Annotated in this window: 23 protein-coding genes and 2 pseudogenes; 13 read left to right on the forward strand and 12 right to left on the reverse strand. The window is 45.0% G+C overall.

All coding sequences use genetic code 11. From position 1 onward, the window contains the following. Nucleotides 1-249 precede the first annotated feature (249 nt). Nucleotides 250-501 (forward strand): DUF6761 family protein, encoded by a 252-nt coding sequence (locus tag H6G17_RS02175; protein ID WP_106544800.1) that lies wholly within the window; start codon nucleotides 250-252, stop codon nucleotides 499-501. A gap of 237 nt (nucleotides 502-738) precedes the next feature. On the opposite strand, the gene grxD is transcribed toward H6G17_RS02175, so the two are convergent. The 7 genes from grxD to grxC all read right to left on the reverse strand — a co-directional run bounded on the left by grxD (nucleotide 739) and on the right by grxC (nucleotide 4,281). Then, nucleotides 739-1,062 (reverse strand): Grx4 family monothiol glutaredoxin, encoded by a 324-nt coding sequence (gene grxD / locus H6G17_RS02180; RefSeq protein WP_015157299.1) that lies wholly within the window; start codon nucleotides 1,060-1,062, stop codon nucleotides 739-741. A gap of 64 nt (nucleotides 1,063-1,126) precedes the next feature. After that, on the reverse strand, nucleotides 1,127-1,387 hold the full coding sequence (locus H6G17_RS02185; RefSeq protein WP_015157300.1) for a BolA family transcriptional regulator: 261 nt from the start codon (nucleotides 1,385-1,387) through the stop codon (nucleotides 1,127-1,129). A gap of 71 nt (nucleotides 1,388-1,458) precedes the next feature. Beyond that, nucleotides 1,459-2,115 (reverse strand): hypothetical protein, encoded by a 657-nt coding sequence (locus tag H6G17_RS02190; RefSeq protein ID WP_192153722.1) that lies wholly within the window; start codon nucleotides 2,113-2,115, stop codon nucleotides 1,459-1,461. A gap of 191 nt (nucleotides 2,116-2,306) precedes the next feature. After that, nucleotides 2,307-3,107: a 1-acyl-sn-glycerol-3-phosphate acyltransferase gene (locus H6G17_RS02195; protein ID WP_192153723.1), complete on the reverse strand. Its 801-nt coding sequence runs from the start codon at nucleotides 3,105-3,107 to the stop codon at nucleotides 2,307-2,309. Nucleotides 3,108-3,182: 75 nt separating this feature from the next. Next, a complete protein-coding gene (locus H6G17_RS02200) occupies nucleotides 3,183-3,332 on the reverse strand; it encodes a hypothetical protein (protein ID WP_192153724.1) in 150 nt (49 codons plus the stop codon). Between the two features lie 11 nt (nucleotides 3,333-3,343). After that, nucleotides 3,344-3,859, reverse strand: a complete 516-nt coding sequence (gene tadA / locus H6G17_RS02205) for a tRNA adenosine(34) deaminase TadA (protein WP_192153887.1) — start codon at nucleotides 3,857-3,859, stop codon at nucleotides 3,344-3,346. Nucleotides 3,860-3,969: 110 nt separating this feature from the next. Then, nucleotides 3,970-4,281: a glutaredoxin 3 gene (grxC, locus tag H6G17_RS02210; RefSeq protein WP_192153725.1), complete on the reverse strand. Its 312-nt coding sequence runs from the start codon at nucleotides 4,279-4,281 to the stop codon at nucleotides 3,970-3,972. 252 nt (nucleotides 4,282-4,533) lie between these two features. Between grxC and H6G17_RS02215 the strand changes: the two genes are divergently transcribed. The 7 genes and pseudogenes from H6G17_RS02215 to H6G17_RS34475 all read left to right on the forward strand — a co-directional run. Next, nucleotides 4,534-5,178 (forward strand): hypothetical protein, encoded by a 645-nt coding sequence (locus tag H6G17_RS02215; RefSeq protein ID WP_192153726.1) that lies wholly within the window; start codon nucleotides 4,534-4,536, stop codon nucleotides 5,176-5,178. A gap of 5 nt (nucleotides 5,179-5,183) precedes the next feature. Beyond that, nucleotides 5,184-6,035: a pentapeptide repeat-containing protein gene (locus tag H6G17_RS02220; protein ID WP_192153727.1), complete on the forward strand. Its 852-nt coding sequence runs from the start codon at nucleotides 5,184-5,186 to the stop codon at nucleotides 6,033-6,035. A gap of 370 nt (nucleotides 6,036-6,405) precedes the next feature. Then, nucleotides 6,406-7,443 (forward strand): class II fructose-bisphosphatase, encoded by a 1,038-nt coding sequence (glpX, locus tag H6G17_RS02225; RefSeq protein ID WP_192153728.1) that lies wholly within the window; start codon nucleotides 6,406-6,408, stop codon nucleotides 7,441-7,443. Nucleotides 7,444-7,566: 123 nt separating this feature from the next. Continuing rightward, nucleotides 7,567-8,853 carry a glutamyl-tRNA reductase gene (locus H6G17_RS02230; protein WP_192153730.1) on the forward strand — a complete coding sequence of 429 codons (1,287 nt, stop codon included), beginning with the start codon at nucleotides 7,567-7,569 and terminating at the stop codon, nucleotides 8,851-8,853. A 147-nt stretch (nucleotides 8,854-9,000) separates the two neighbouring features. Next, nucleotides 9,001-9,294, forward strand: coding sequence for a nucleotidyltransferase family protein (locus tag H6G17_RS02235; protein ID WP_192153732.1), 294 nt, complete (start codon nucleotides 9,001-9,003; stop codon nucleotides 9,292-9,294). After that, nucleotides 9,291-9,644, forward strand: a pseudogene (locus tag H6G17_RS02240) (DUF86 domain-containing protein). The gene H6G17_RS02235 and the pseudogene H6G17_RS02240 overlap by 4 nt, the downstream one beginning before the upstream one ends. Nucleotides 9,645-9,685: 41 nt before the next feature. Continuing rightward, a pseudogene (locus H6G17_RS34475) lies at nucleotides 9,686-9,892 on the forward strand (hypothetical protein); the annotation flags it as partial. On the opposite strand, the gene H6G17_RS02245 reads toward H6G17_RS34475, so the two are convergent. The 5 genes from H6G17_RS02245 to H6G17_RS02265 all read right to left on the reverse strand — a co-directional run bounded on the left by H6G17_RS02245 (nucleotide 9,845) and on the right by H6G17_RS02265 (nucleotide 13,784). Beyond that, nucleotides 9,845-10,048, reverse strand: a complete 204-nt coding sequence (locus H6G17_RS02245) for a hypothetical protein (RefSeq protein ID WP_015157311.1) — start codon at nucleotides 10,046-10,048, stop codon at nucleotides 9,845-9,847. The pseudogene H6G17_RS34475 and the gene H6G17_RS02245 sit on opposite strands and share 48 nt — an antisense overlap. After that, complete coding sequence (locus tag H6G17_RS02250; protein ID WP_192153734.1) at nucleotides 10,045-10,557, reverse strand: hypothetical protein; 513 nt, start codon at nucleotides 10,555-10,557, stop codon at nucleotides 10,045-10,047. The genes H6G17_RS02245 and H6G17_RS02250 overlap by 4 nt, the downstream gene beginning before the upstream one ends. Before the next feature lie 233 nt (nucleotides 10,558-10,790). Further along, entirely contained in the window at nucleotides 10,791-11,096 is a 306-nt protein-coding gene (locus tag H6G17_RS02255) for an RNA-binding protein (RefSeq protein WP_106167977.1), read from the reverse strand. A gap of 190 nt (nucleotides 11,097-11,286) precedes the next feature. Further along, nucleotides 11,287-13,413: a DNA helicase RecQ gene (recQ, locus tag H6G17_RS02260; RefSeq protein ID WP_192153736.1), complete on the reverse strand. Its 2,127-nt coding sequence runs from the start codon at nucleotides 13,411-13,413 to the stop codon at nucleotides 11,287-11,289. Nucleotides 13,414-13,436: 23 nt separating this feature from the next. Continuing rightward, nucleotides 13,437-13,784, reverse strand: a complete 348-nt coding sequence (locus H6G17_RS02265; RefSeq protein ID WP_192153738.1) for a DUF433 domain-containing protein — start codon at nucleotides 13,782-13,784, stop codon at nucleotides 13,437-13,439. A gap of 287 nt (nucleotides 13,785-14,071) precedes the next feature. Between H6G17_RS02265 and H6G17_RS02270 the strand changes: the two genes are divergently transcribed. The 5 genes from H6G17_RS02270 to H6G17_RS02290 all read left to right on the forward strand — a co-directional run bounded on the left by H6G17_RS02270 (nucleotide 14,072) and on the right by H6G17_RS02290 (nucleotide 21,338). After that, the gene (locus tag H6G17_RS02270; RefSeq protein WP_199316351.1) at nucleotides 14,072-14,623 is read left to right on the forward strand and encodes a hypothetical protein; all 552 of its coding nucleotides are present in this window, start codon (nucleotides 14,072-14,074) and stop codon (nucleotides 14,621-14,623) included. A gap of 778 nt (nucleotides 14,624-15,401) precedes the next feature. Then, on the forward strand, nucleotides 15,402-16,640 hold the full coding sequence (locus tag H6G17_RS02275) for a response regulator (RefSeq protein WP_192153740.1): 1,239 nt from the start codon (nucleotides 15,402-15,404) through the stop codon (nucleotides 16,638-16,640). A gap of 77 nt (nucleotides 16,641-16,717) precedes the next feature. After that, nucleotides 16,718-17,080 (forward strand): response regulator, encoded by a 363-nt coding sequence (locus H6G17_RS02280; RefSeq protein ID WP_015157319.1) that lies wholly within the window; start codon nucleotides 16,718-16,720, stop codon nucleotides 17,078-17,080. Nucleotides 17,081-17,093: 13 nt separating this feature from the next. Next, nucleotides 17,094-17,618, forward strand: coding sequence for a chemotaxis protein CheW (locus H6G17_RS02285; protein WP_015157320.1), 525 nt, complete (start codon nucleotides 17,094-17,096; stop codon nucleotides 17,616-17,618). Between the two features lie 96 nt (nucleotides 17,619-17,714). Continuing rightward, the gene (locus H6G17_RS02290; RefSeq protein WP_192153742.1) at nucleotides 17,715-21,338 is read left to right on the forward strand and encodes a GAF domain-containing protein; all 3,624 of its coding nucleotides are present in this window, start codon (nucleotides 17,715-17,717) and stop codon (nucleotides 21,336-21,338) included. The last annotated feature ends 20 nt before the right edge of the window (nucleotides 21,339-21,358 follow it).

Consider the following 21,358-nt stretch of genomic DNA (forward strand, 5'->3'; position numbering starts at 1 on the left):
GAGACAAAAATTATATACAGTACAGTAATTGTTCGAACATTAGCTTAGTATAGAGGACTCACGATAAAATCGACCTGCTAAAACTGAATACACTCTTACTAAGAAGAAATGCATAATTTCTATGTCGCTAGTAAGCGCGATCGCTGCTTGAAAAACTCAGCTTAGAGCAGACAACTTAAAAGTTCTATCCCGGCAAATCCCTTTAAGAAACACATTTTCAAGGCACATTCGATCCCTTCATCTTGCGCTATGTTACAAGATACTCAAACAATTCGCCACTATCAGAAACTGACCGATGCCCTGGTCGAAATGTGGCAGAGAGGCTATCGCACGGACGATTTACGTTTGTATTTAGACGGCTATCTTGCAGCCATGAGGCATTCCAACATCCTCGAACCCTATCTAATTCATCGTTTAGAGGAAGAAGCAACCCGCTTTCTATACGATCCGTATAACTTTGAAATGCCGGTTCAGCCAGAACCAGAATCAGACTACCGTTAAGTTATTGTAGATTGGCTCGAAATAGGATTCAGTGGAAAATCAAATCAAAATTTTGAATTTTGAATTAAATTGGGCTTCTTCCGAGCGGGTAAGATCGAACTTAGATCGGTCAGCTATTTATGCTGATGCTTAAAATTAGCTAAAAATTGCCAACAATTAAAAATAAACTTTGTCGCAAATGAGTAGGGGCATACAAGTGTACGCCCCTATATGAATTTCTATCTAAATCGTTAATTGTTAAGAAGCAAGTGCGACTTCTACCATCTGTTGTAACTCGCCACTTTGGTACATTTCAATCAGAATATCAGAGCCGCCCACAAATTGACCGTTAACATAAACTTGAGGAATGGTAGGCCAATTGGAATACTCTTTAATTCCTTGTCGGATTTCAGAGTCTGCTAAAACGTCAACAGTCTCGAAGGGAACTCCCAGAGTGTTAAGAATTTGCACAACATTGTTAGAAAAACCACACTGAGGCATCAATTTGTTGCCCTTCATGAAAACCAAGATTTTGTTTTGTTGAACGAGATTATCGAGTCGCTCTTTCAATTCTGGAGTCATAGCTGTTATTCCTAGTCTTGAGGATGAGGTATTAGCGCCTAGTAGAATTATGGGAGAAGCCAGCTTACACCACTTGGCTGACAGCTTGCCAGGCTTGGGGTGTGTAAGTCCTTAGTGCTAGGGCATGGATAGCTTCTGATGACATTGCTTGGTTGAGGGAGCTGTAGACGAGTTGGTGCTGTTGTACTCGTCCCTTACCTTCAAACTGGGAAGAAACGACTACTACTTGGTAATGATCTCCACCTCCAGTCAAGTCTTGTACTTGAACTTGGGCATCTGGGATCGCTACCTTAATCATTTCCTCAACTTGCTGAGGACTAATCATTTCAATTCCTAATTGCTGAACTCTTTTCTAATTTAACTATTTCTAAGGATAGATGAGCGATCGCCCCTTCGCTACTGTTTTGGAGCAGATTGTTCGGGAGGCTTAGCTTCACTCCGTTGCGGCGCATTACCCGTATCGCCAGTACGAGGAAAAGGCGCGTCAACAAATCCTAACTCGAACAGCTGTTGATAGGCTTTTTTGCCCAAATCTCTAGTTGGGTTTTGACTGTTAACAATCTGAACCAGCAGCGGTACGGCAAGTTCTGGCTTGTTTTGCGCTCGATGTACCAATGCCAGTTGGTAAGTCGCATCATCGCGCATTTGGGCAGTATCCAATGCTTTCTTACGCTGGCTATCGGCAACGCGATTGTCAATACCTTGAAAGTTACCAGCTAGCTGTTGGTAGAAATTAGACATTTGATTGAAAACCTGACGCGCCTCCTGCAATTTTTTCACCGCTGTGTCGTAGTTTTGAGAGGAGATAGCGCTGCTAGCTTCCGACATCAGCCGTTGACCTCCAGCCACGCTCAAAACGCTATTATTTTGGGCAGAAGGTTGAATGATGTTAGGATTTTTTGGATCGATAGGTTGAGCTTGGTTAGGAGTAGCTGGTGCTGGTGGCGTTTGCGCCTGGACGTAAGTTGGGGACAGCAAAGTAATAGCTGCGATCGCCGAAAATAATGTTATGCAGCTATGGTAAAGGAAGCGTTGAGTTCCAGCAGAAATCATGGCTTAATTCCGTGCGCTAAAAAACACAAGACCGATTTTGAACTTCGGGTATCTTATCAGTTATCGGGGAGTCGAGAGTCGGGAGTCAGGAGTCGGGGATAGAAAGCAGTTACTTTCGACTTTTAACTTTTGACTTTTGACTTTTGACTTTTGAGTTTGTTCCCTCGGCGGCGATACCTGAAGCTATTGTTTTAAATAAAAGATTCTTTTCTTTCAGAGTATAGGGAAGGAGCGCTGTCTTGCTCTACGGTTGCTTGCGTCTCTACGATTGCTTGCGTTTTATTGCCCAACTGTTTAAGTGCTAGTTCTAAATCTTGTGTCAATTGCTTCGCATCTTTTTTAATCGAACCCGTGCTGTAATCTCCTACTTGGATAGGAGAACCAATACTAATCCTAACCTGAGATCTCCACGGTACGGTGGGAGGATTATAGTAAATACCGAGCGGTAATATTTTGACACCTAAGTTTGGCTGACTTGATTCGGCTTGTAGTGCAAGGCGAGCTAAACCAGGTTGAAGAGAATTCAGCGTACATTCGCGATTTTTTTTCAGGTCGCCACCTTCAGGAAAAATGACTAGCATTTCTCCTTGTTGTAGTAATTCTATGCCATGTCTGAGAGTAGCAATGGATGGACGCTTCACATCAACAGCAAACCCTCCGAGATGGCTAATAAACCATCCTTGGATACCCTTCATTTCGTCTATGGACACCATAAATCGCGGATCTCGCCCGGTGGCAATCTTACCCACGATTGCAGGAACCATGAGCGCATCCCAACGAGAACGGTGGGTAGGTGCTACGATGACAGGACCTCCATTCGGCAAGTTTTCCCATCCGCTAACTTCAATCTTGTCAAAATAAAAGGGGAAGACCAAACGCCGTCCGATAGGATAGACTATGGGCGTTAACCAAGGCGAAACGTGAGAGCTTGCAGCCACCTTGGTATTTTTGGTTGTCCCAATCTCAGTGTGCGAAGAATCGAGCTGAATCATGAGGGTGGCGAGTGTGTAAGCGAACGTAAAGTTATATGGCTTTAATTCCACCCTAATTTTTTTTAGTCGCGATCGCTACACATAGGGGACAGTTTTAGCAGCGTCTGTCATTGGTAATGGGTAATGAGGTAATTGGTAATGGGTAGTTGGTAGTTGGTGAAAGGCGCTCTTGCGATCTTGCGAGAGGTAAGAGGCGAGTGGTAAATTTTGAATGCGTGAATGCATGAATTGCTCCCTCAGCTCTCTTTCCCCCTGCTCCCTGCTCCCTGCTCCCTACTCCCTCTTTTACTACGGAACCAAGCCTGTAATAGTTGGCGACAGGTGGATTCTAAAATGCCACCGAGAACGGGGAGACGATGGTAGGAACAGGCGCTATCGGGAATGTTGGTGACGGTGCGAATAGCCCCAGTTTTCGGATCGTCTGCACCATAGACAAGTAAACCAATTCGTGCTTGCACGATCGCCCCCGCACACATAGGACAGGGTTCTAGGGTAACGTATAAGGTACAGCGATCGAGATGCCAGTTTTGTAAGGTTTTACCAGCTTGGCGCAAAGCAATAATTTCTGCGTGGGCTGTGGGGTCGTTATCTCGTTCGCGTCGATTTTCTGCTTCGGCAATGACGTTACCACTTGAATCGATAATGACTGCACCAACGGGAACTTCTCCGGCTTCCCCGGCAATTTGGGCAAGGGCGATCGCCCGTTGCATCCATTGACGGTGGATGATGTATTCTGGGGCTTCAACTGTCACGCTGTTGATATTGTGTTCTGGATCTGGAGGGCGCACATCTGTGCGCCCCTACAAATGTCTCTACTGGATACAGAGGGCGCACATCTATGCGCCCCTACAAATAACAAATGTTAGACTGGCTGAGCGAGGAGAGGATCTAATTTGCCTTCGCTATCCAGTTTGTAAATATCGTCGCAGCCGCCGACATGCTCGTTATTGATGAAGATTTGCGGAACGGTACGCCGTCCGTTGGCGCGTTCTGCCATGCTGTTTCTAGCTACATCATCACCATCAATCTTGTATTCCGTGTAGTTGACACCCTTCCACCACAGCAATAATTTGGCGCGAATGCAGTAGGGGCAAGTCTGCCAGGTATAAATCTCGACGTTGGCTTTGACTCGTTCTGGATGACGGTTGAGAATCGGATTGAGGAAATCCAACATAGTTATATTATTGGCAGGATTCTGGGCAGAAATTTTACGAACGCGATCGCAGATTAATTCTGATTATACTTAACTACAGTCAGCCTACGTGAGAGTTTGATAATTGGTAATTGGTAATTGGTAATCGGTACTATCTCTCACCTTCACTATAAGTCTTTAATTATGCCTCTATTGGTATTTTTACTGGCGATCGCTAGAAACTCACAAATGACTAATGACCAATGACCAATGACGAGCTTGGAGATTTAAGTTTTGGGTATTGAATTACGCAGTTATGTGTTTATAGACAGCTTACAACCTCAACACGCAGCTTACATGGGAACGGTGGCAGCAGGTTTTTTGCCATTACCAGGTGATGCTTCTCTGTGGATTGAAGTCTCGCCAGGGATTGAGGTGATCCGCTTAATGGATATTGCCCTAAAATCTGCTTCTGTGCGTCCAGGGGTGCAGGTGGTAGAACGGCTTTATGGATTGCTAGAAGTCCATTCTAGTCGCCAGGGGGAGACGCGGGCAGCGGGTAAGGCGGTGATGGAAGCAATGGGAGTGCGCGAACGAGATTGCCTCAAGCCACAAGTGATGTCGAGTCAGATTATTCGCAATATCGATCCGCACCAAACACAATTGATTAACCGCACCCGCCGAGGACAGATGATTTTGGCAGGACAAACATTGTATGTATTAGAAGTTCAACCTGCGGCTTATGCAGCTCTAGCCGCAAATCAAGCAGAAAAAGCAGCTTTGATTAATATTCTAGAGATTCAAGCGGTGGGTAGTTTTGGACGGCTTTACCTGGGTGGGGAAGAACGAGATATTATTGCGGGTTCGAGTGCGGCGTTGGCGGCGATGGAAAATGCCCTCGGACGCGAACATCCCGCTGTTGGTGGGCGCAAGGAGTAGTAGGAATGGCAAATCGGGAGCATCTGGCGATACTGCAACAGGGTGCGGTTACTTGGTTGGAGTGGCGCTCTTCATACGTGCAGATTGTACCTGACTTGAGCGCAGCTAATTTGTGTGGGGCTAATTTTAGGGGTGCTAATCTTACCAAGGCTAATCTAAAAAGAGCCAATCTCGATCGCGCTAAACTGATTGCAGCTAATTTATGTGGGGCTAATCTCAGTGCAGCTAGTTTGTGCGAAGCTGAATTGATTGACGCTAATTTGCAAAAAGCAGAATTAGTTGATGCTCAGTTAATTTCAGCTCAGCTAATGGGTGCAGATTTAGCTTATGCCAACCTGATAGGAGCAGACTTGCGGGGTGTCGATTTAAAAGCCGCAGATCTCAGCCATGCTAATTTGACGGCGGCTGAATTTATTGGAGCTACTCTTAGCGAAGCAGACTTGAGTGGAGCGAAGTTGAGTCGAGCTAGTCTTGTCTATACTAATTTGACTGGAGCTAATTTCAATCATGCTAATTTGAGTAGTACGAATTTATATGAGGCTGAGGCGATCGCTACTTATTTTTATCGTGCTAATTTATGTCAATCTAATTTGAGCGAGGCTCATTTTGGTGGTGCGTATTTATTTGGAGCCGATTTGAGTGCAGCGGAGCTTTACATGACGGATTTGAGATGGACGAATTTAAGTAAGGCTAATTTTACGGATGCTAATTTGATTAAGGCAGATTTGAGGGGGGCTAATCTGAGTAGAGCTGTTTTTACAGGTGCTAATTTAAGCGAAGCTAAGTTGGATGGAGCTAATTTGAGTAAGGCTATTTTTTCAGGGGCAATTATGCCTGATGGGAAGGTTCGCCGTTAGAGGAAGGAAAATTTTGTGTCGCGCCAAGACGCATACGCGGAGCGTTCTCGTAGAGTAGGCGCAAAGCAAAACTCAAAGTTGCAATCATGAGTACTTCCTCCGATGTTAATTGTCGCTCAATCTGAAACACCCTGACTCTACATTATGAGTATATAAGTACTAAAAGACGAGCAAAAAAATTGAAGCTGCGATCGCCTCCTCAATTCCCTTTTACCCCTTACCCCTTACCCCTTACCCATCCTCAGCAGCAAAACTTAACAAAACCTGAGTAAATACTTGTAGTCCACGGGGTTACGCCGTTTGGTAGACTTATGTACTGATACAGCCGCAAAACAACAGCAGCAAACAGAGCATTGGGAGGACAGACCGCGTGGAAAATACTCTAGGTTTAGAGATTATTGAAGTTGTAGAACAAGCAGCGATCGCATCTTCCCGTTGGATGGGTAAAGGCGAGAAAAACACTGCTGACCAAGTGGCGGTAGAAGCCATGCGGGAAAGAATGAATAAAATTTACATGCGGGGTCGGATTGTCATCGGTGAAGGCGAACGGGATGAAGCCCCCATGTTATACATTGGCGAAGAAGTCGGGATTTGTACCCGTACTGATGCCAAAGATTACTGTAACCCAGATGAATTAATTGAAATTGACATTGCCGTTGACCCTTGTGAAGGGACTAACTTAGTCGCCTACGGACAAAACGGCTCGATGGCTGTGTTAGCGATCGCCGAAAAAGGCGGTTTGTTTGCTGCTCCTGACTTTTACATGAGAAAGCTCGCAGCACCAGCCCCAGCACGCGGTCATGTCGATATTAATAAATCGGCTACCCAAAACCTCAAAATCCTCTCAGAATGCCTCGGACGCGCCGTAGAGGAGCTAGTTGTGGTCGTGATGGATCGCCCTCGCCACAAAGAACTGATTCAAGAAATTCGCCAAGCAGGGGCAAGAGTACGCTTAATTAGCGATGGTGATGTCTCCGCCGCGATCTCCTGTGCTTTCTCAGGAACGAACATTCATGCCTTGATGGGAATTGGCGCAGCTCCAGAAGGCGTAATTTCCGCCGCTGCATTGCGCTGTTTGGGCGGGCATTTCCAAGGACAATTGATCTACGATCCAGAAGTAGTCAAAACTGGTTTGATTGGCGAAAGTAAAGAGGGAAATATTGCCCGTTTGAAAGAAATGGGAATTAATGACCCAGACCGAGTTTACAATGCTGAAGAGTTAGCTTCGGGTCAAACCGTCCTGTTTGCTGCTTGTGGTATTACCCCAGGTACGCTGATGGAAGGTGTCCGCTTCTTCAAAGGTGGAGCCAGAACCCAAAGTTTAGTTATCTCCAGCCAATCTCGCACGGCGCGGTTTGTAGACACGATCCATATGTTTGACGAACCAAAGACACTGCAACTGAAGTAGGAGGCGAGGGAGCAGAGGAGCAGAGGAGCAGAGGAGCAGAGGAGCAGAGGGAGAAATTATCACTCACCACGCACCACTTCTTCCCAACTCCCGACTCCCGACTCCCCTCATTTGGGAGGAGACATGAACATTGTGGTTGTTGGGCTGAGTCACAAAACAGCCCCAGTAGAAGTTAGGGAAAAGCTGAGTATTCCAGAATCGCAGTTGGAAGGCGCGATCGCTCTTTTGTGTAGCTATCCGCATATTACCGAAGCAGCAATACTTAGCACTTGTAATCGTCTGGAAATTTATATCGTTACTCCAGAAACGGAACAAGGGATTCGAGAAGTGACCCAGTTTTTGGGCGAACACAGCAAATTACCAGTCCGCGATTTAAGACAACATTTATTTATTTTGCTCCACCAAGATGCAGTCATGCACTTGATGCGAGTCTCGGCTGGTTTGGATAGCTTGGTGTTAGGAGAAGGGCAAATCTTAGCTCAGGTAAAACAAACTCACAGTTTAGGACAACAATATAACGGGATCAAACTCATTCTGAATAAGCTGTTTAAACAAGCAATTACGGCTGGCAAACGGGTACGTTCTGAAACTAGTATCGGTACTGGTGCGGTTTCGATTAGTTCTGCGGCAGTAGAATTAGCCCAAATGAAAGTTGCTAATTTGGCAGCTTGCCGAGTGGCGATCGTTGGGGCGGGTAAAATGTCGGAGTTACTCGTCAAACATTTGGTGGCAAAAGGTGCGAGTCAAATTTGTATTTTGAATCGTTCTTTAAAGCGATCGCAAGCTTTAGCGAATCAATTTCAACATGCAGATTTAAAACTTTGTTTACTGTCAGAAATGATGCCAGTCGTGGCAACATCAGATCTGGTATTTACTAGTACTTCGGCTACAGAACCATTGATCGATCGCGCTAAATTAGAAATTGCCTTAGAAATAAATCGTCCATTGATGCTAATTGACATCTCCGTACCGCGCAACGTACATGAGGATGTCAACGATTTAGCACACGTACAAGCGTTTAACGTAGACGATTTAAAGGCTGTGGTGGCTCAAAACCAAGAAAGCCGTCGCAGAATGGCAATGGAAGCTGAAAAGCTGCTGGATGAGGAAGTAGAGACATTTGACGTGTGGTGGCGATCGCTCGAAACTGTTTCTACGATCAGTTGCTTGCGTCATAAAGTCGAAACTATCCGCGAACAAGAGTTAGAAAAAGCTTTATCGCGTTTGGGTTCGGAATTTGCCGAAAAGCACCAAGAAGTGATCGAAGCTTTAACGAGAGGAATCGTGAATAAAATTTTGCACGATCCGATGGTACAGTTGCGATCGCAGCAGGATATTGAGGCGAGGCGGCGTTGTATGCAAACTCTTCAAGTTCTGTTTAATTTGGATGCTGAGGAACAGTTTGGGTAATTTGTCATTTGTAGGGGCGGGTTCACCAGATATCTTTGAATAAATACAAGGATCTTTGTCAGCCCGTCCTAACCACAATTTCAGAGCCGGAACAGAGCAGGGTAAGCTAGATTATTTGCTGTGCTTGCCTTGAGGAAGTTAGGCTTTATGAAAACGCTGGAAGAGATTAAGCAGTGGCTTGTACAAAACAAGTCATTGTTACAGGAACGTTACAAAGTTCGAGAGTTAGGGGTTTTTGGTTCTTACGTTAGGCAAGAACAGACCGAAACTAGCGATGTGGATGTGCTAGTGGAGTTTTTTGAGACACCAAGCTTGTTGAAATTTGTCAATTTAGAGAACTATCTCAGCGATAATCTGGGAGTCAAGGTCGTTCTGGTGCATAAGGCTGGTTTAAAACCACGCATTGGAGAGCGGATTTTGGCAGAGGTCGTCTATCTGTGAGTAAGCGGGAAGTTGCAGACTACTTGCAGGATATTTTGGATGCTGTTGCTGCGATCGAGCAGTTTACGACAGGCATTAACTTTGAGGATTTCTCACAAAACCTGGAGAAGGTGTTTGCCGTTTCAAGAGCGATCGAAATTATTGGCGAAGCCGTGAAGCGAATCCCCGATTCAGTGAGAAGCCAATATCCTGATATTCCCGGGCGAGATATTGCTGGAATGTGAGATAAGCTGATTCATGATTATTTCAATACGGATATAGAAATCATTTGGAGAGCAGTTGAAGAGGATGTGCCACAGTTGAAAACAATGATTTCGGAAGTTTTGCGAGATGTAAAAGACTTTTCTTAATAAGAGATTGTGTAATCCGATCAGCCAAGTAAGGCAAACGTTATTTTAAGGATGAGAGCCTGTACGCTCTAGACAATCCACCAGAACCCGATGTGCTAGCAGCAGAGATCGTTGAAAATCTGGAGGCGGGCTTAAACAGTAAGCTTGCCCTAATTGCGATCGAATTAGTTTTGTCTGTAAAGACGTTACATGTAACGTCTCTACAGGACATCGACAGAAGCATCTTGGTGGAACCGAATCACCCGTGAAAGTGAAAGCCGATTATTTCCAGAAGGACATACTGTCAGTGCGATGCTACCTTGACCGGAATCTAGTACTTGCTTGACAGTACAGATTTGTCTCTTGCTATTACAATAGGCAACAATGCGATCGCCAATCTGAATGTTTAATGCTTGAATTTTCATTGGACTACCAGAGTATGAGAAGCTTGCTGTCCAGCTTTCTGAGTCCAAATATCACCAGATAATGGTAGATGAGACATCTTGACCTCAAACGGGTGTGGTGGTTCTAGCGCAAATGAGTTAAAACCTTTTTCATGAGACTTAACTAAGCTAACTATCCAGGGCAGAAAATCTAAGATTTCTTCTGGCAATAGAGTTAACTCGAAGTACCAACGCTGATTCAGTTTTTGATAGTCTTGATGCTGTTTCGTAGATGTAGCTATACCAGCACCTTTATTAATAGCTAATTTCAGCAGAAATGGACGGTTAGGGATTAATTCATCAGGTGATAAGTGGACGTAAATATATACATAGTTTAATCTTTGTTGACGATCTACCCAAGAAGCTATAGAAGGATTACTAGCGGATGAGTTACTGTTAGTAATAATTACTGGAACTCCCATCTCTGTAGCAAAGAGAGAATAAAACTCACGCCTTAATTGAGTAACGATGCGTATTGCTTCTGGAGTCATATTTTAAGTGGTTTTTCTACTTAAGTTGCTTTCATGTCTGGCTATTGTGTCAATACTAAGCATGGTGTTTGTAGTTGCGAAAATGCAGTCATTCCAATCTAGCTGCGTTCCTTTGTCATAAAATCAACTAGGCTAGAATTTAGCCAACCTGCTCCGCAAGCTATTTTCAAAAACAAAAGGGCAGACTCCTTGTCTACCCTCAAACCTTAGAGTCGAATTCTTTGTCTCAAAGTTTAGTAACGACGAGAGTAGCCCCCGTTATTGCTTCCACGTCTACCATCAGACGAGCCTCTGTCTTCTCTAGGCTTTGCTTTATTAACCTTCATATTCCGCCCCATCCACTCAGCGCCATCAAGGGCATCAATAGCAGTGGTTTCTTCGGCATCTGTATCCATTTCTACGAATGCAAAACCACGCACTCGACCTGTTTCGCGGTCGGTTGGTAATTGAACTCTTTTTACAGAGCCATACTGTGCAAAAGCGGCGCTGAGGTCTTCTGGCGTTACCTCATATGATAAGTTACCTACATAAATTGACATACATTGTCTCCAAAATCAGAAGGTGCAGAGATTCAGATTTCGGAGAGAAGCCTGTTGATTTTAATCACAAACAATACAACCGAATTTCATTGTCTCGTCTATATGCTACCGCATTATGAGATTTTTGGACGATCGCGATCGCCGCGATCGCGATCTCAATAGCGCGCTAGTTGACCTTTTAGAGCCAGCTTCAATTTTTGTCTTTTCGCCAGCGTCCCCTCACCAAGCGGATTTCGTCGTAGGAATAATCCTCGCCTAAATATTCTCGAATTGGGGTAAGGGAAATATCGCCAAGTTTTTCTAAAGCTTGACAAATTTTAATCTGGCGATCGCGATTCACTAAACGATCTAAATCTACATCTTGATTCTTTTCCACCAAATCTGACAGGTGGCGGATAATTGTTGTCGGGCGCAAATCTCGCTTTTGGGCAATTTCTGCTATGCTTAATCCTCGCTGGTATAAATGTAATGTAAATTGTTCGGTGTCAGTTGGTATATTTGAAGTTTGGGTTTGAGTTTGAGTATAAGCCTGAATTTCTGTTAAAAACTTTTTGCCATACTGGGCTATTTTATGTGAGGTCACACCCGAAAGTTTAGCAAATTCAGTTAAAGTTTGTGGTTGCTGCAATGCCATCAATTTCAGCGTAGAATCGGCAAAGATGACATAGGGTGGGACTGATTGTTCGTCAGCAATTTCTTTACGCAGCGATCGCAATTTTTGAAACAGCATTTCGACTTCAGCCGTTCGTGCTTCTAACGGTTGCGCCGAGAGATTTGGGGTAGTATCGATTGCAATTGAAACCGTACGCTGTTGCCGCATGACTTCCCAACTTGCAGCATTAAGTTTTAAAACAGAATAACCATCAGTTGTTTGATCTAGTAAACCTTGGTGTAGTAGCGATCGCCCTAACAATCGCCATTCTTCTACAGTTTTATCTTTGCCAATTCCGTAAGTTGAAAGTTTGTTATGACTGTATTGCAGAACTTTCTGATTTTTAGAACCGCGTAAGATATCAATAATGTGATTCATGCCAAATTTCTCTTTGCAACGCGCCACGCAAGAAAGAAATTTCATCGCCTCGATTGTCCAATCTGCAACTGGTTTGGGTGCAAGGCAATTATCGCAACCGCTACATTGTCCGGCAAATCGTTCGCCAAAATAGCCTAAGACAATTGTGCGCCGACAATCTGTTCCTTCGGCAAAATCAATGACCTGACGCAACTGTTGACGGGCAATACGTTGTTCTTGTACGTCAGTTTTTTGCTCGATTAAATATTCAAGTGTTTTGATATCACCGTAACCTAAAAATAGAGTACAACGGGCTGTTTCACCATCTCTTCCCGCCCGTCCCGATTCTTGATAGTAACCTTCAATATTTCGAGGTAAATCGTGATGGATGACAAATCGCACGTCAGGTTTATTAATTCCCATCCCAAAGGCGATCGTTGCTACCATAACTCTGACATCATCGCGAATAAAACGGGTTTGATTTTCCGCTCTTTCTGTATCGCTTAAACCTGCATGGTAAGGTAGAGCCGCAATTTTGTCTTGTTGTAACTTAAAGGCAATCTCATCTACTTTACGACGACTGAGACAATAGACAATTCCCGATCCTTCCGATTGGCGAATAATTTGTAGTAGTTGGCTGTAACTTTGCTTTTGTTTTGGTTGAACTTCGTAGTAAAGATTAGGGCGGTTGAAACTCGCAATATGAATGCTAGGTTGTGATAATCCTAACTGTTGAATAATATCTTGGCGGACGCGATCCGTGGCTGTAGCGGTGAGGGCGAGGGTTGGTACACCAGGGTAACGCTGACGCAACTGTTTTAACTGGCGATATTCGGGGCGAAAGTCGTGTCCCCACTCCGAGACGCAGTGGGCTTCATCGATTGCAAAAGCTGCAATCCCGATTTTCTCGCGAATTAAGTCGAGAAAAGGCAGAAATTTTTCGTTTAACAGGCGTTCTGGGGCGACGTAGAGGAGTTTAGTTTTGCCGCTGAGAATCGCTTGTTCCCGCGATCGCACTTGGTGTAAGTTGAGGCTGCTATTGAGAAAAGTTGCCCCAATTCCGTTGTCTCGCAGCGCCTCCACCTGGTCTTGCATCAGTGCGATGAGAGGGGATACCACCACGGTTAAACCTGGCTGTAACAGTGCTGGCAGCTGAAAGCAGAGAGATTTCCCGCCACCCGTGGGCATGACAATCAATTGATCCCGATTTTGCAGTGCTTGTTCGACGATTTGTTTTTGTCCAGGGCGGAAGCTATCGTAGCCAAAATAGTTTTTGAGTGCTGCTTCCAGGGATTGAAACCGAGACATGGTTGAGGTATTGTACGGGATGACTATATTGTATTTTGCCCTAATTCTCGATCGCGCCTTGCCAACAAGCGATCGCGTATTCCCTCTGGACTGAATCGTCTTTCCGCCTCCTGACGTACTTCAGTTGCACGCTGCTGGCGTTCTAAAAGATACGTATCAACTTCGGCTTTATGTCGTAAGTAATAACCAATTATTGAGTAGACATCTGAAAGCTGAAGTGATGGATACTGTTCTACAATTTCTTCTGCCGTAGCACCTTCAAGAAAAGCAGTAACAATTGTATCTAGCGTGACACGAGATTTACTGACGCGAACAATACCATCCGCATCGGTTACGAGTGGGATAGGTTCATTAACAAGAGTAAGTGACATTTTGGTGTCTAAATTATGAGTAATATCAGGATAAGCGATCGCCACCTTAAATCCTATCAGGCAAATCCTAGTTATTCATAGCTGAAGAATTGCTGACAGCGATCGCAGCCTACCCATTTCCCGCAGATTCTTAATATCTTGTTCAAAATCTTCTACATCATAATAAACTGGAATCTGACAACTATTAGTAAATTTACTACAGATTTTGAATCATTATATTGATTTTTACTAATTTTCACGTATGACATTCTAAATTTATGACTAATACAATTGCATATATGAGTTGATTGGCAGATGATTTATTAGTAATGGTTAATGTCCTTGAGGAATTTGTCTCTGTATGTCGAACAGAAATTCAGTCTGACGCACAAAAGAATATTATTAATTTCTTTAAAGCGGTCGTCCCATTCCCTTACGATAAAGAATTGTTATTACAGGCGTATTTATATCTCAATATTCACCAAATATTTCCTGAGTGTCAGGAGTTGCTATTATTTGAAAAATCTCCTTTGAAAGGTTGTACCGATTTGGGTAAGTGTGATTTTGTTTACCTTACAGATAAGGATAATCTGTTTTTAATAGAAACTAAATACATTAATACACAGGCAACGGGCAGCACAGCAAGAAATACAAGAAAAGAACATCGAAAGAAAGTTTTTGAGCAAGTGATAAAATTAAGAAATGCATTCAGTCAATTCCACAATTTACCAAGTGATTTATTTAAATGTGGAATATTTACGACAGATATAGAGCTTCAAAATGATAGCTTTCCTGGTGTTGTGCGCTCGATATCTATATGCGAACTTAAGAGCTGGCAGCAAACATACAAGAATATTTAGTTAGTAGGTATTATAAGGTGAACAATGCCCCCCTACGCTAAAATATTAGTATGAAACCAAAAGATATACGCGATTTTAATCGTAGGCAACCGTTTATACCCTAGCGCATTTACATCATAGGCGGACAGACTTACGATATTCGTCACCCAGACCAAGCATCAGTATTACGATCGCGTATCATTATTGGTATTGATGGGGAGAATGGTACTGCCGATCGCGCCCTTACATATAGCTCTAGTTCATATCGTGCGCCTTCAAAAACGACAAGGCTTTATTATACAAACAGAAATCTCTGCGATCGCTCTAGTCTAGAAACGAGAGAAAGCGCACTAGCATATTCAGGTGCAAGTTATAGTATTTTAATATACATAAATTTGAAGTAGGGGCAAACAAAAAAGAGAATAGCGAAAGCTGGCTCGGGTGGGACAACTGCTTGACTTCAGGAGGGCTTAGACTTTATGCTCTATGAAAAAAGTCAGAGCAATACAGCGATATAAATCTGCAAGTAGCTTAATTTTCTAAAGATTATTACTGGCAATTGACAATTTGCTTCTAGTACTATTAAGTATTCACAAATTCTCTTATTCTTATTAATCAGAATTAGTAACCGAGTCGATGGAGTGAAATGCCAGGAGTAGAACCACTCGATTCAGCAGGTAGCATTTGATGCTGACCTGCTCTACCGAGAAGGTGAGTCGGCGCGAACATCTCGCGTCAATACGAACTAGATTGTCACATACCAACTACCAATACAAGCATCTGCCACATGGAATCGGCAATGACTGAGAGTCATTTATATACAGTGAAACTAAACAACTGGCTACAAGCTTGGAGCCAAGGGCAATTAAGGAACGGTAGGTTGAAGATTCAAGACTCCAATGGACGGCAGCAGTGGAGTTTGTATTTTCACTTGGGTCATCTGATTGGGGATGCAGGCGGAGTGCATCCTAAGCGACGCTGGCTGCGTCAGTTGGCGCAGTACTGCCCCCAAATTCAAGTCGATCCGATACACCTTTACCAAGAACAAAAATATCGCAGCAACGATTATGAGTTTTTAGCTACATTGATGAGCAAACGAGAGATACTGCGCCAGCAAATGGTATCGGTGGTTCAAGGTAGCGTAGCAGAAGTCTTATTTGATATTCTGCAACAGGAACAGTGGCTGCGCGATCGCTCCCTTCCGCCCCTGAGCTATACTTTTACTCCCGAAGAAAACTTATATGCTGCGCCTTTAGTTTTTCTCTCTCCAGACCGTTCTTGGCAGCAAGCAAAGCAGGCTTGGCAGAAATGGTGTCAAGCGGGACTAGAAGAGTTTTCACCGAATGTGGCTCCGTTGATCTGGCAGCGCGAAGAATTGCAGCAACAATCTTCACCCGTCGTCTACCGCAGTCTAGTATCGATGGTAGATGGTAAGCGAACGCTGCGAGATTTAGCCTTGAGATTGCGACAAGACCCTATATTACTCACCCAATCTCTGCTCCCCTATATCCGGCGCGGCTGGATGAAGTCGATTGAAGTGGGGGATATTGGCGAGAAGCTGGAACACATCATCAACAGAGGTTCCCAGTCTTCTACCGCACAGCCAAAGACGACGAGTCCTCTCATAGCCTATATCGATGACAGTCCCAGAGATAGCCAGTTGTTAGGCAGAATTCTCACCCAAGCAGGCTATAGATACATCAGCTTGCAAGACTCCGTGCTTGCCCTACCAATGCTTTTAGAACATAAACCTAGTTTAATTTTCTTAGATTTGGTCATGCCGATCGCCAACGGTTACGAAATTTGCGCCCAAATCCGCCGAACTTCTGTATTGAAAGATACACCCGCTATTATTTTAACCAGTAACGACGGGATTATCGATCGCGTCCGTGCCAAAGTCGTGCGATCGACAGATTTTATCTCAAAACCAATCGAAGCGCCGAAAATCCTCAACGTGGTGAGAAAATATTTAGAATTCGGCGCTCGAAATACTCGCCTTGCGGACGAGAAACCAGCGATGGAATATGGAATTGATTGAAATCGACCGTACCTTGTTGTCGCGAGTGGAGTGGTAAGCGGGACAATTGAATTGGAGCAATTGGTAGGAGAGAGTTTGTGAGTACAGTTTTGTTAGTAGAAGATAGTTTGACTGATGCCGAACTATTAACCCGCTATCTCAGACAAATAGGATTAACGGTAATTGGCGTGCAAAGCGGTGAAGAAGCCGAGGCACAGCTAAGATTGCAAACACCAGACTTGGTGATCTTGGATGTCATTTTACCTGGTCAAAGTGGATTTGAACTCTGTCACAGCTTGAAAACAAATGATGCAACCAAGAAAATCCCGATCGTGATTTGTTCTTCCAAAGGTACGGAAGTCGATCGCCTGTGGGGTTCTATGTTAGGTGCAAATGCTTACATAGCTAAACCAGTAGACCAACAACAATTACTGCAAGTCATCCAACAGTTTATTTTATAGTTTTAGAGAACTTATGGAGATACTTGATTCTCTAGCTAAAACGAGTTCGTTGCGACTGGATGGAGTAGCACCATCCTCCCAGGAAAAGTTTCTCCGCTGTCGCCTCGGCTCCCAAGATAGCGGTTTGCTAGCTTTAATTCACGTTGCCGAAGTTATACAAATTGTATTAGCAGAAATATTACCCGTACCCGCCATGCCTGAATGCATTTTGGGAATTTGCAACTGGCGGGGAAAAATGCTGTGGCTAGTCGATCTGAATCTCTTTCTCGACTATCCACCCCTTGTCGCTTCAGAAATTGCCAGCGTCCCGCTGATGGCGATCGTCATGCAGATTGAAGGACAGTCAATGGGTTTAGTGGTATCGCAAGTGCAGGATATCGAATGGCACGATCCGAGTCAGATTCAACCAGCAACAGCAAGTTTATTTGCTGCCAAAACCTTACCCTTTTTACAAGGATACTTGCCTCAAGCCGATGCTATAGTCCTCGATCCCGAGGCGATCGCCCGTTGTCCGATGTGGCAACTGCATAGGGGATAGGGGAGAATTCGGAATTCGGAATTCGGAATTCGGAATTCGGAATATTTCACGCACCACTCACTACTCACTTCCCTAACAACCATTAACTAACAACTAATGCAATTTAAAAATTTATTTAAGCAAGAACAGGAACTTTCAGAGCAAAGACAACAATATCGCGGTAGCACAAAAACACTGCCACCTTTAGATAGCACGCAGCAGTCTGCTAGTGACACAGTTGTAGATGCAACTCAGCCTACCGCACTCGTCAATGCCATGAAAGCGGAATTAGAACAAGCGGGATTGTTGAATGCACCGGAAGCTAGAGCTAAGTTTCTCCAGTTAGAGCAATTAGCGCAAATGCTTCAAATGGGAATGAAAGACCAGACTGTAGCAATTTCTAGTAGCTTCAAAAGCGAACGGCATCGATTGAGCGCGATCGCCAGCGTGATGCGACAAGCGGCAGCAGAAGACGGACTGTTACCAACGACAGCTCATCTAGTGTGTCAGTATCTGCAAGCCGACCGAGTATTAATTTATCGTTTTTTGGATGAGGAAAAAGGTGTTGTTTTAGCGGAAGCAATGGTGGGAGATTTTACCCCGAGTTTAGGGGAAACTCTAGCAGTGCGGATGTTTGGGGCAGAAAATTTACAAGCGTACCAACACTCGCCCGCGATCGCTCTAGCAGATATTTATCAAGCTTCCTTGAGTCCCTATCAAATTCAATTGCTAGAACGGTTTCAAGTTTGTGCTAGCTTAAGCGTCCCGATTGCTTTGCCAGAGGGAGGATGGGGTCTATTGGTGGCGCAGCAATGCCAGAGTCCTCGTAGTTGGACGGAAAGCGAAATCAGTCTGCTGGATCGAGTTGCCACTGAATTAGCCCTGCTCGTACAACCAGAAGAATACAAGATTCTTTTGCGATCGCTCGGCGAACAGCAAAAAGTTTTAGCGCGGGTGATTGAAAGAATTCAGGGTTCCCCTGATATTGGCAGCATCTTCCGCACGACTACCCAAGAATTACGCCAGTTACTCAAAGCAGATCGAGTGGCAATTTATCGTTTCAATCCCGATTGGAGTGGGGAATTTATTGCGGAGTCCGTCGCTGCTGGCTGGGTTTCGGTGATTGAAGCGCAGGAGGGAGACGAGGTTTTAAAAAGCGATCGCGCTACCCAAGACCGCTGTACGTTAAGAAACTTAACAGCCTATACCCCTAACGTCGATGCCGATACCTATTTGCAAGATACAAAAGGTGGTGGCTACGCCAAAGGGGAAAAATTTAAGCGCGTGGATGACATCTACACGGCAGGATTTTCTCCCTGTTATATCGCCAGCTTAGAGAAATACCAAGCGCGGGCATATGTCATCGTGCCGATTTTCCAAGAGATGAAACTGTGGGGACTGCTAGCTGCTTATCAAAATTCTGGTTCCCGCCACTGGCAAGACGGGGAAGTTAATATCATGCTGCAACTGAGCAATCCCCTGGCAATTGCTTTGCAACAGGCAGAAGTCCGTCAGCAATTGCAGTCTCAAGCCGATCGAATTGCCCAAGCTGCCGAACGGGAACGTACCGTGACTCGGATTATCGATAAGATCCGGCAGTCTTTGAATATCAATAATATATTTAGAACCACAACCTACGAATTACGCCAATTACTCAAAGCAGATCGAGTTGTGATTTATCGCTTCAATCCCGATTGGAGTGGGGAGTTTGTAGCGGAATCCATTGCTCCTGGATGGCGATCGCTACTAGAAGCGCAAAAACAAGACGATAGCCTCCAGCATAACTTTACGGAAGATGAAGGCTGTGTCGTCAAAGATATACCTGCGCCAGGATCGACTACCGTTGATACTTTCTTACAAAATAACAAGGGTAGTTCGCTGCGAGACAAGCAATATCTTCAAGTCGATGATGTTTACAAGGCTGATTTTTCGGCGTGCTATATGGAATTGCTCGATAAATTCCAAACCAGAGCCTACATCACCATACCAGTTTATCAAGGGGATAAGCTGTGGGGCTTGTTGGCTGCCTATCAAAATTCTGGAGCGCGCCACTGGCAAGCAGAGGAAATAGAAATTATGCTGCAAGTACGTAACCCTTTGGGGATTGCGCTACAACAGGCAGAAGCATTACAGCAAGTCCAAGCAACATCGGCAAAATTGAGCCGTGCGGCAACTATAGAACAAGCCGTGACTCGAATTACCAGTCGCTTACTGCGATCGCTCGATACGGAGTCGGCAATTTACAAAATTATTCCGAAAGAAGTGCGGCAAATGCTAGCAGCCGAGCGCGTTGCTTTGTATAAATTCAAGCCCGATTGGAGCGGCGAGTTTGTCGCAGAATCCGTGGCTGCTGGGTGGAGTAGCTTGCTGGAAGTCTTACCCGTAATTGAAGACAGCCACTTACAAGACACCCAAGGCGGACGCTATCGCCAAGGAGGAACTATAGCTGTAAACAATATTTATACAGCAGGACACTCTGCCTGTCATGTGGAGCTACTAGAGCAAATGGAAGCCAGAGCCTACGCGATCGTCCCTGTTTTCGTTCAGCAGGAACTCTGGGGTTTACTCGCAGCCTATCAGAATTCTACACCCCGGGAATGGGAAGAAACAGAAGTCAGTGCATTAGCACAGGTAGGCAACCAAGTCGGTGCGGCATTACAGAAAGTTACTTATCTAGAGCAAATTCGCCACCAAACAGACCAGTTGCAACAACTCGTCCAACGAGAAAAAGCAGCCAAAGAACAACTTCAGCAAAGAGCGATGCAGCTACTCGTTGCCGTGCGCCCCGCGCTGAATGGCGATCTGACAGTCCGCGCTCCCATCACCGATGATGAAGTCGGGACGATCGCCGATGCTTACAATAACACCTTGCAAAGCCTGCGGCGAATCGTCACGCAATTACAAACGGCATCGACACAAGTTAGCCAGACTTCCCAAAATAGCGAGTCGGCAATGTCAGCACTGACGATACAAGCACAGCAACAATTGACAGCGTTGCAGCGTGCCATGAACGAAATTCAAGCAATGGTTGATGCCACCACGGTTGTAGCTGTCGATGCCGCACAGGTAGAAAAAGCGGCGCAACGCACCCACCAGACCGTACAGCAAGGGGATGCAGCAATGAACCGCACGGTGGAGGGCATTCTTGCCTTACGGGAGACAGTCGCAGAAACCAGCCAATTAATCCAGCGCTTGAGTGCTTCCTCGCAAAAGATTTCTAAAGCCGTAGACGCGATCGGCAACTTTACGACACAAACCCAACTCCTCGCCCTTAACGCTGCGATTGAAGCGACTAGAGCCGGAGAATACGGTCGAGGCTTTGCCGTAGTTGCCGATGAAGTGCGATCGCTCGCCCGTCAGTCAGCCACGGCAACCACAGAAATTGGCAAGCTCGTGCAAGAGATCCAAGCAGGCACGGCGCAAGTCAGTCAAGCAATGGAAACAGGCGTGCAACAGGCGATCGCGACTCATCATTTAGTTAGCGATACCCGCTCTAGCCTCACTGCGATCGTGGAAGCCACCGCCGAAATCGGTCAACTCGTTGCCGGGATTAATCAAGCCACCCAATCGCAAACTCAGCAGTCCCAGTCCGTCACTCAAGCCGTATCCGAAGTGGCAAATATTGCCACCAAAACCTCCGACGATGCCACTCTGCTATCTATCGCCTTCCACGAATTGCTAGTCATGGCACAAGAACTACAAGCCAGTGCTAGTAAGTTTAAAGTCAATGCCAGTGAGTAGTTAACAGTTGTCATTTGTCA

The sequence above is a fragment of the Chroococcidiopsis sp. [FACHB-1243] genome (assembly GCF_014696895.1).
GTDB lineage: Bacteria > Cyanobacteriota > Cyanobacteriia > Cyanobacteriales > Chroococcidiopsidaceae > Chroococcidiopsis.

Coding starts and splice junctions, on each gene's coding strand:
- grxC (WP_192153725.1), bottom strand. CDS start 4,281: ATGTTGGATTTCCTCAATCCGATTCTCAACCGTCATCCAGAACGAGTC.
- H6G17_RS02175 (WP_106544800.1), top strand. CDS start 250: ATGTTACAAGATACTCAAACAATTCGCCACTATCAGAAACTGACCGAT.
- H6G17_RS02290 (WP_192153742.1), top strand. CDS start 17,715: ATGCAATTTAAAAATTTATTTAAGCAAGAACAGGAACTTTCAGAGCAA.
- H6G17_RS02230 (WP_192153730.1), top strand. CDS start 7,567: ATGAACATTGTGGTTGTTGGGCTGAGTCACAAAACAGCCCCAGTAGAA.
- H6G17_RS02265 (WP_192153738.1), bottom strand. CDS start 13,784: ATGTCACTTACTCTTGTTAATGAACCTATCCCACTCGTAACCGATGCG.
- H6G17_RS02220 (WP_192153727.1), top strand. CDS start 5,184: ATGGCAAATCGGGAGCATCTGGCGATACTGCAACAGGGTGCGGTTACT.
- grxD (WP_015157299.1), bottom strand. CDS start 1,062: ATGACTCCAGAATTGAAAGAGCGACTCGATAATCTCGTTCAACAAAAC.
- H6G17_RS02185 (WP_015157300.1), bottom strand. CDS start 1,387: ATGATTAGTCCTCAGCAAGTTGAGGAAATGATTAAGGTAGCGATCCCA.
- H6G17_RS02200 (WP_192153724.1), bottom strand. CDS start 3,332: ATGCATTCACGCATTCAAAATTTACCACTCGCCTCTTACCTCTCGCAA.
- H6G17_RS02275 (WP_192153740.1), top strand. CDS start 15,402: ATGACTGAGAGTCATTTATATACAGTGAAACTAAACAACTGGCTACAA.
- H6G17_RS02245 (WP_015157311.1), bottom strand. CDS start 10,048: ATGAAAATTCAAGCATTAAACATTCAGATTGGCGATCGCATTGTTGCC.
- H6G17_RS02235 (WP_192153732.1), top strand. CDS start 9,001: ATGAAAACGCTGGAAGAGATTAAGCAGTGGCTTGTACAAAACAAGTCA.
- H6G17_RS02250 (WP_192153734.1), bottom strand. CDS start 10,557: ATGACTCCAGAAGCAATACGCATCGTTACTCAATTAAGGCGTGAGTTT.
- H6G17_RS02195 (WP_192153723.1), bottom strand. CDS start 3,107: ATGATTCAGCTCGATTCTTCGCACACTGAGATTGGGACAACCAAAAAT.
- recQ (WP_192153736.1), bottom strand. CDS start 13,413: ATGTCTCGGTTTCAATCCCTGGAAGCAGCACTCAAAAACTATTTTGGC.
- H6G17_RS02190 (WP_192153722.1), bottom strand. CDS start 2,115: ATGATTTCTGCTGGAACTCAACGCTTCCTTTACCATAGCTGCATAACA.
- H6G17_RS02255 (WP_106167977.1), bottom strand. CDS start 11,096: ATGTCAATTTATGTAGGTAACTTATCATATGAGGTAACGCCAGAAGAC.
- H6G17_RS02285 (WP_015157320.1), top strand. CDS start 17,094: ATGGAGATACTTGATTCTCTAGCTAAAACGAGTTCGTTGCGACTGGAT.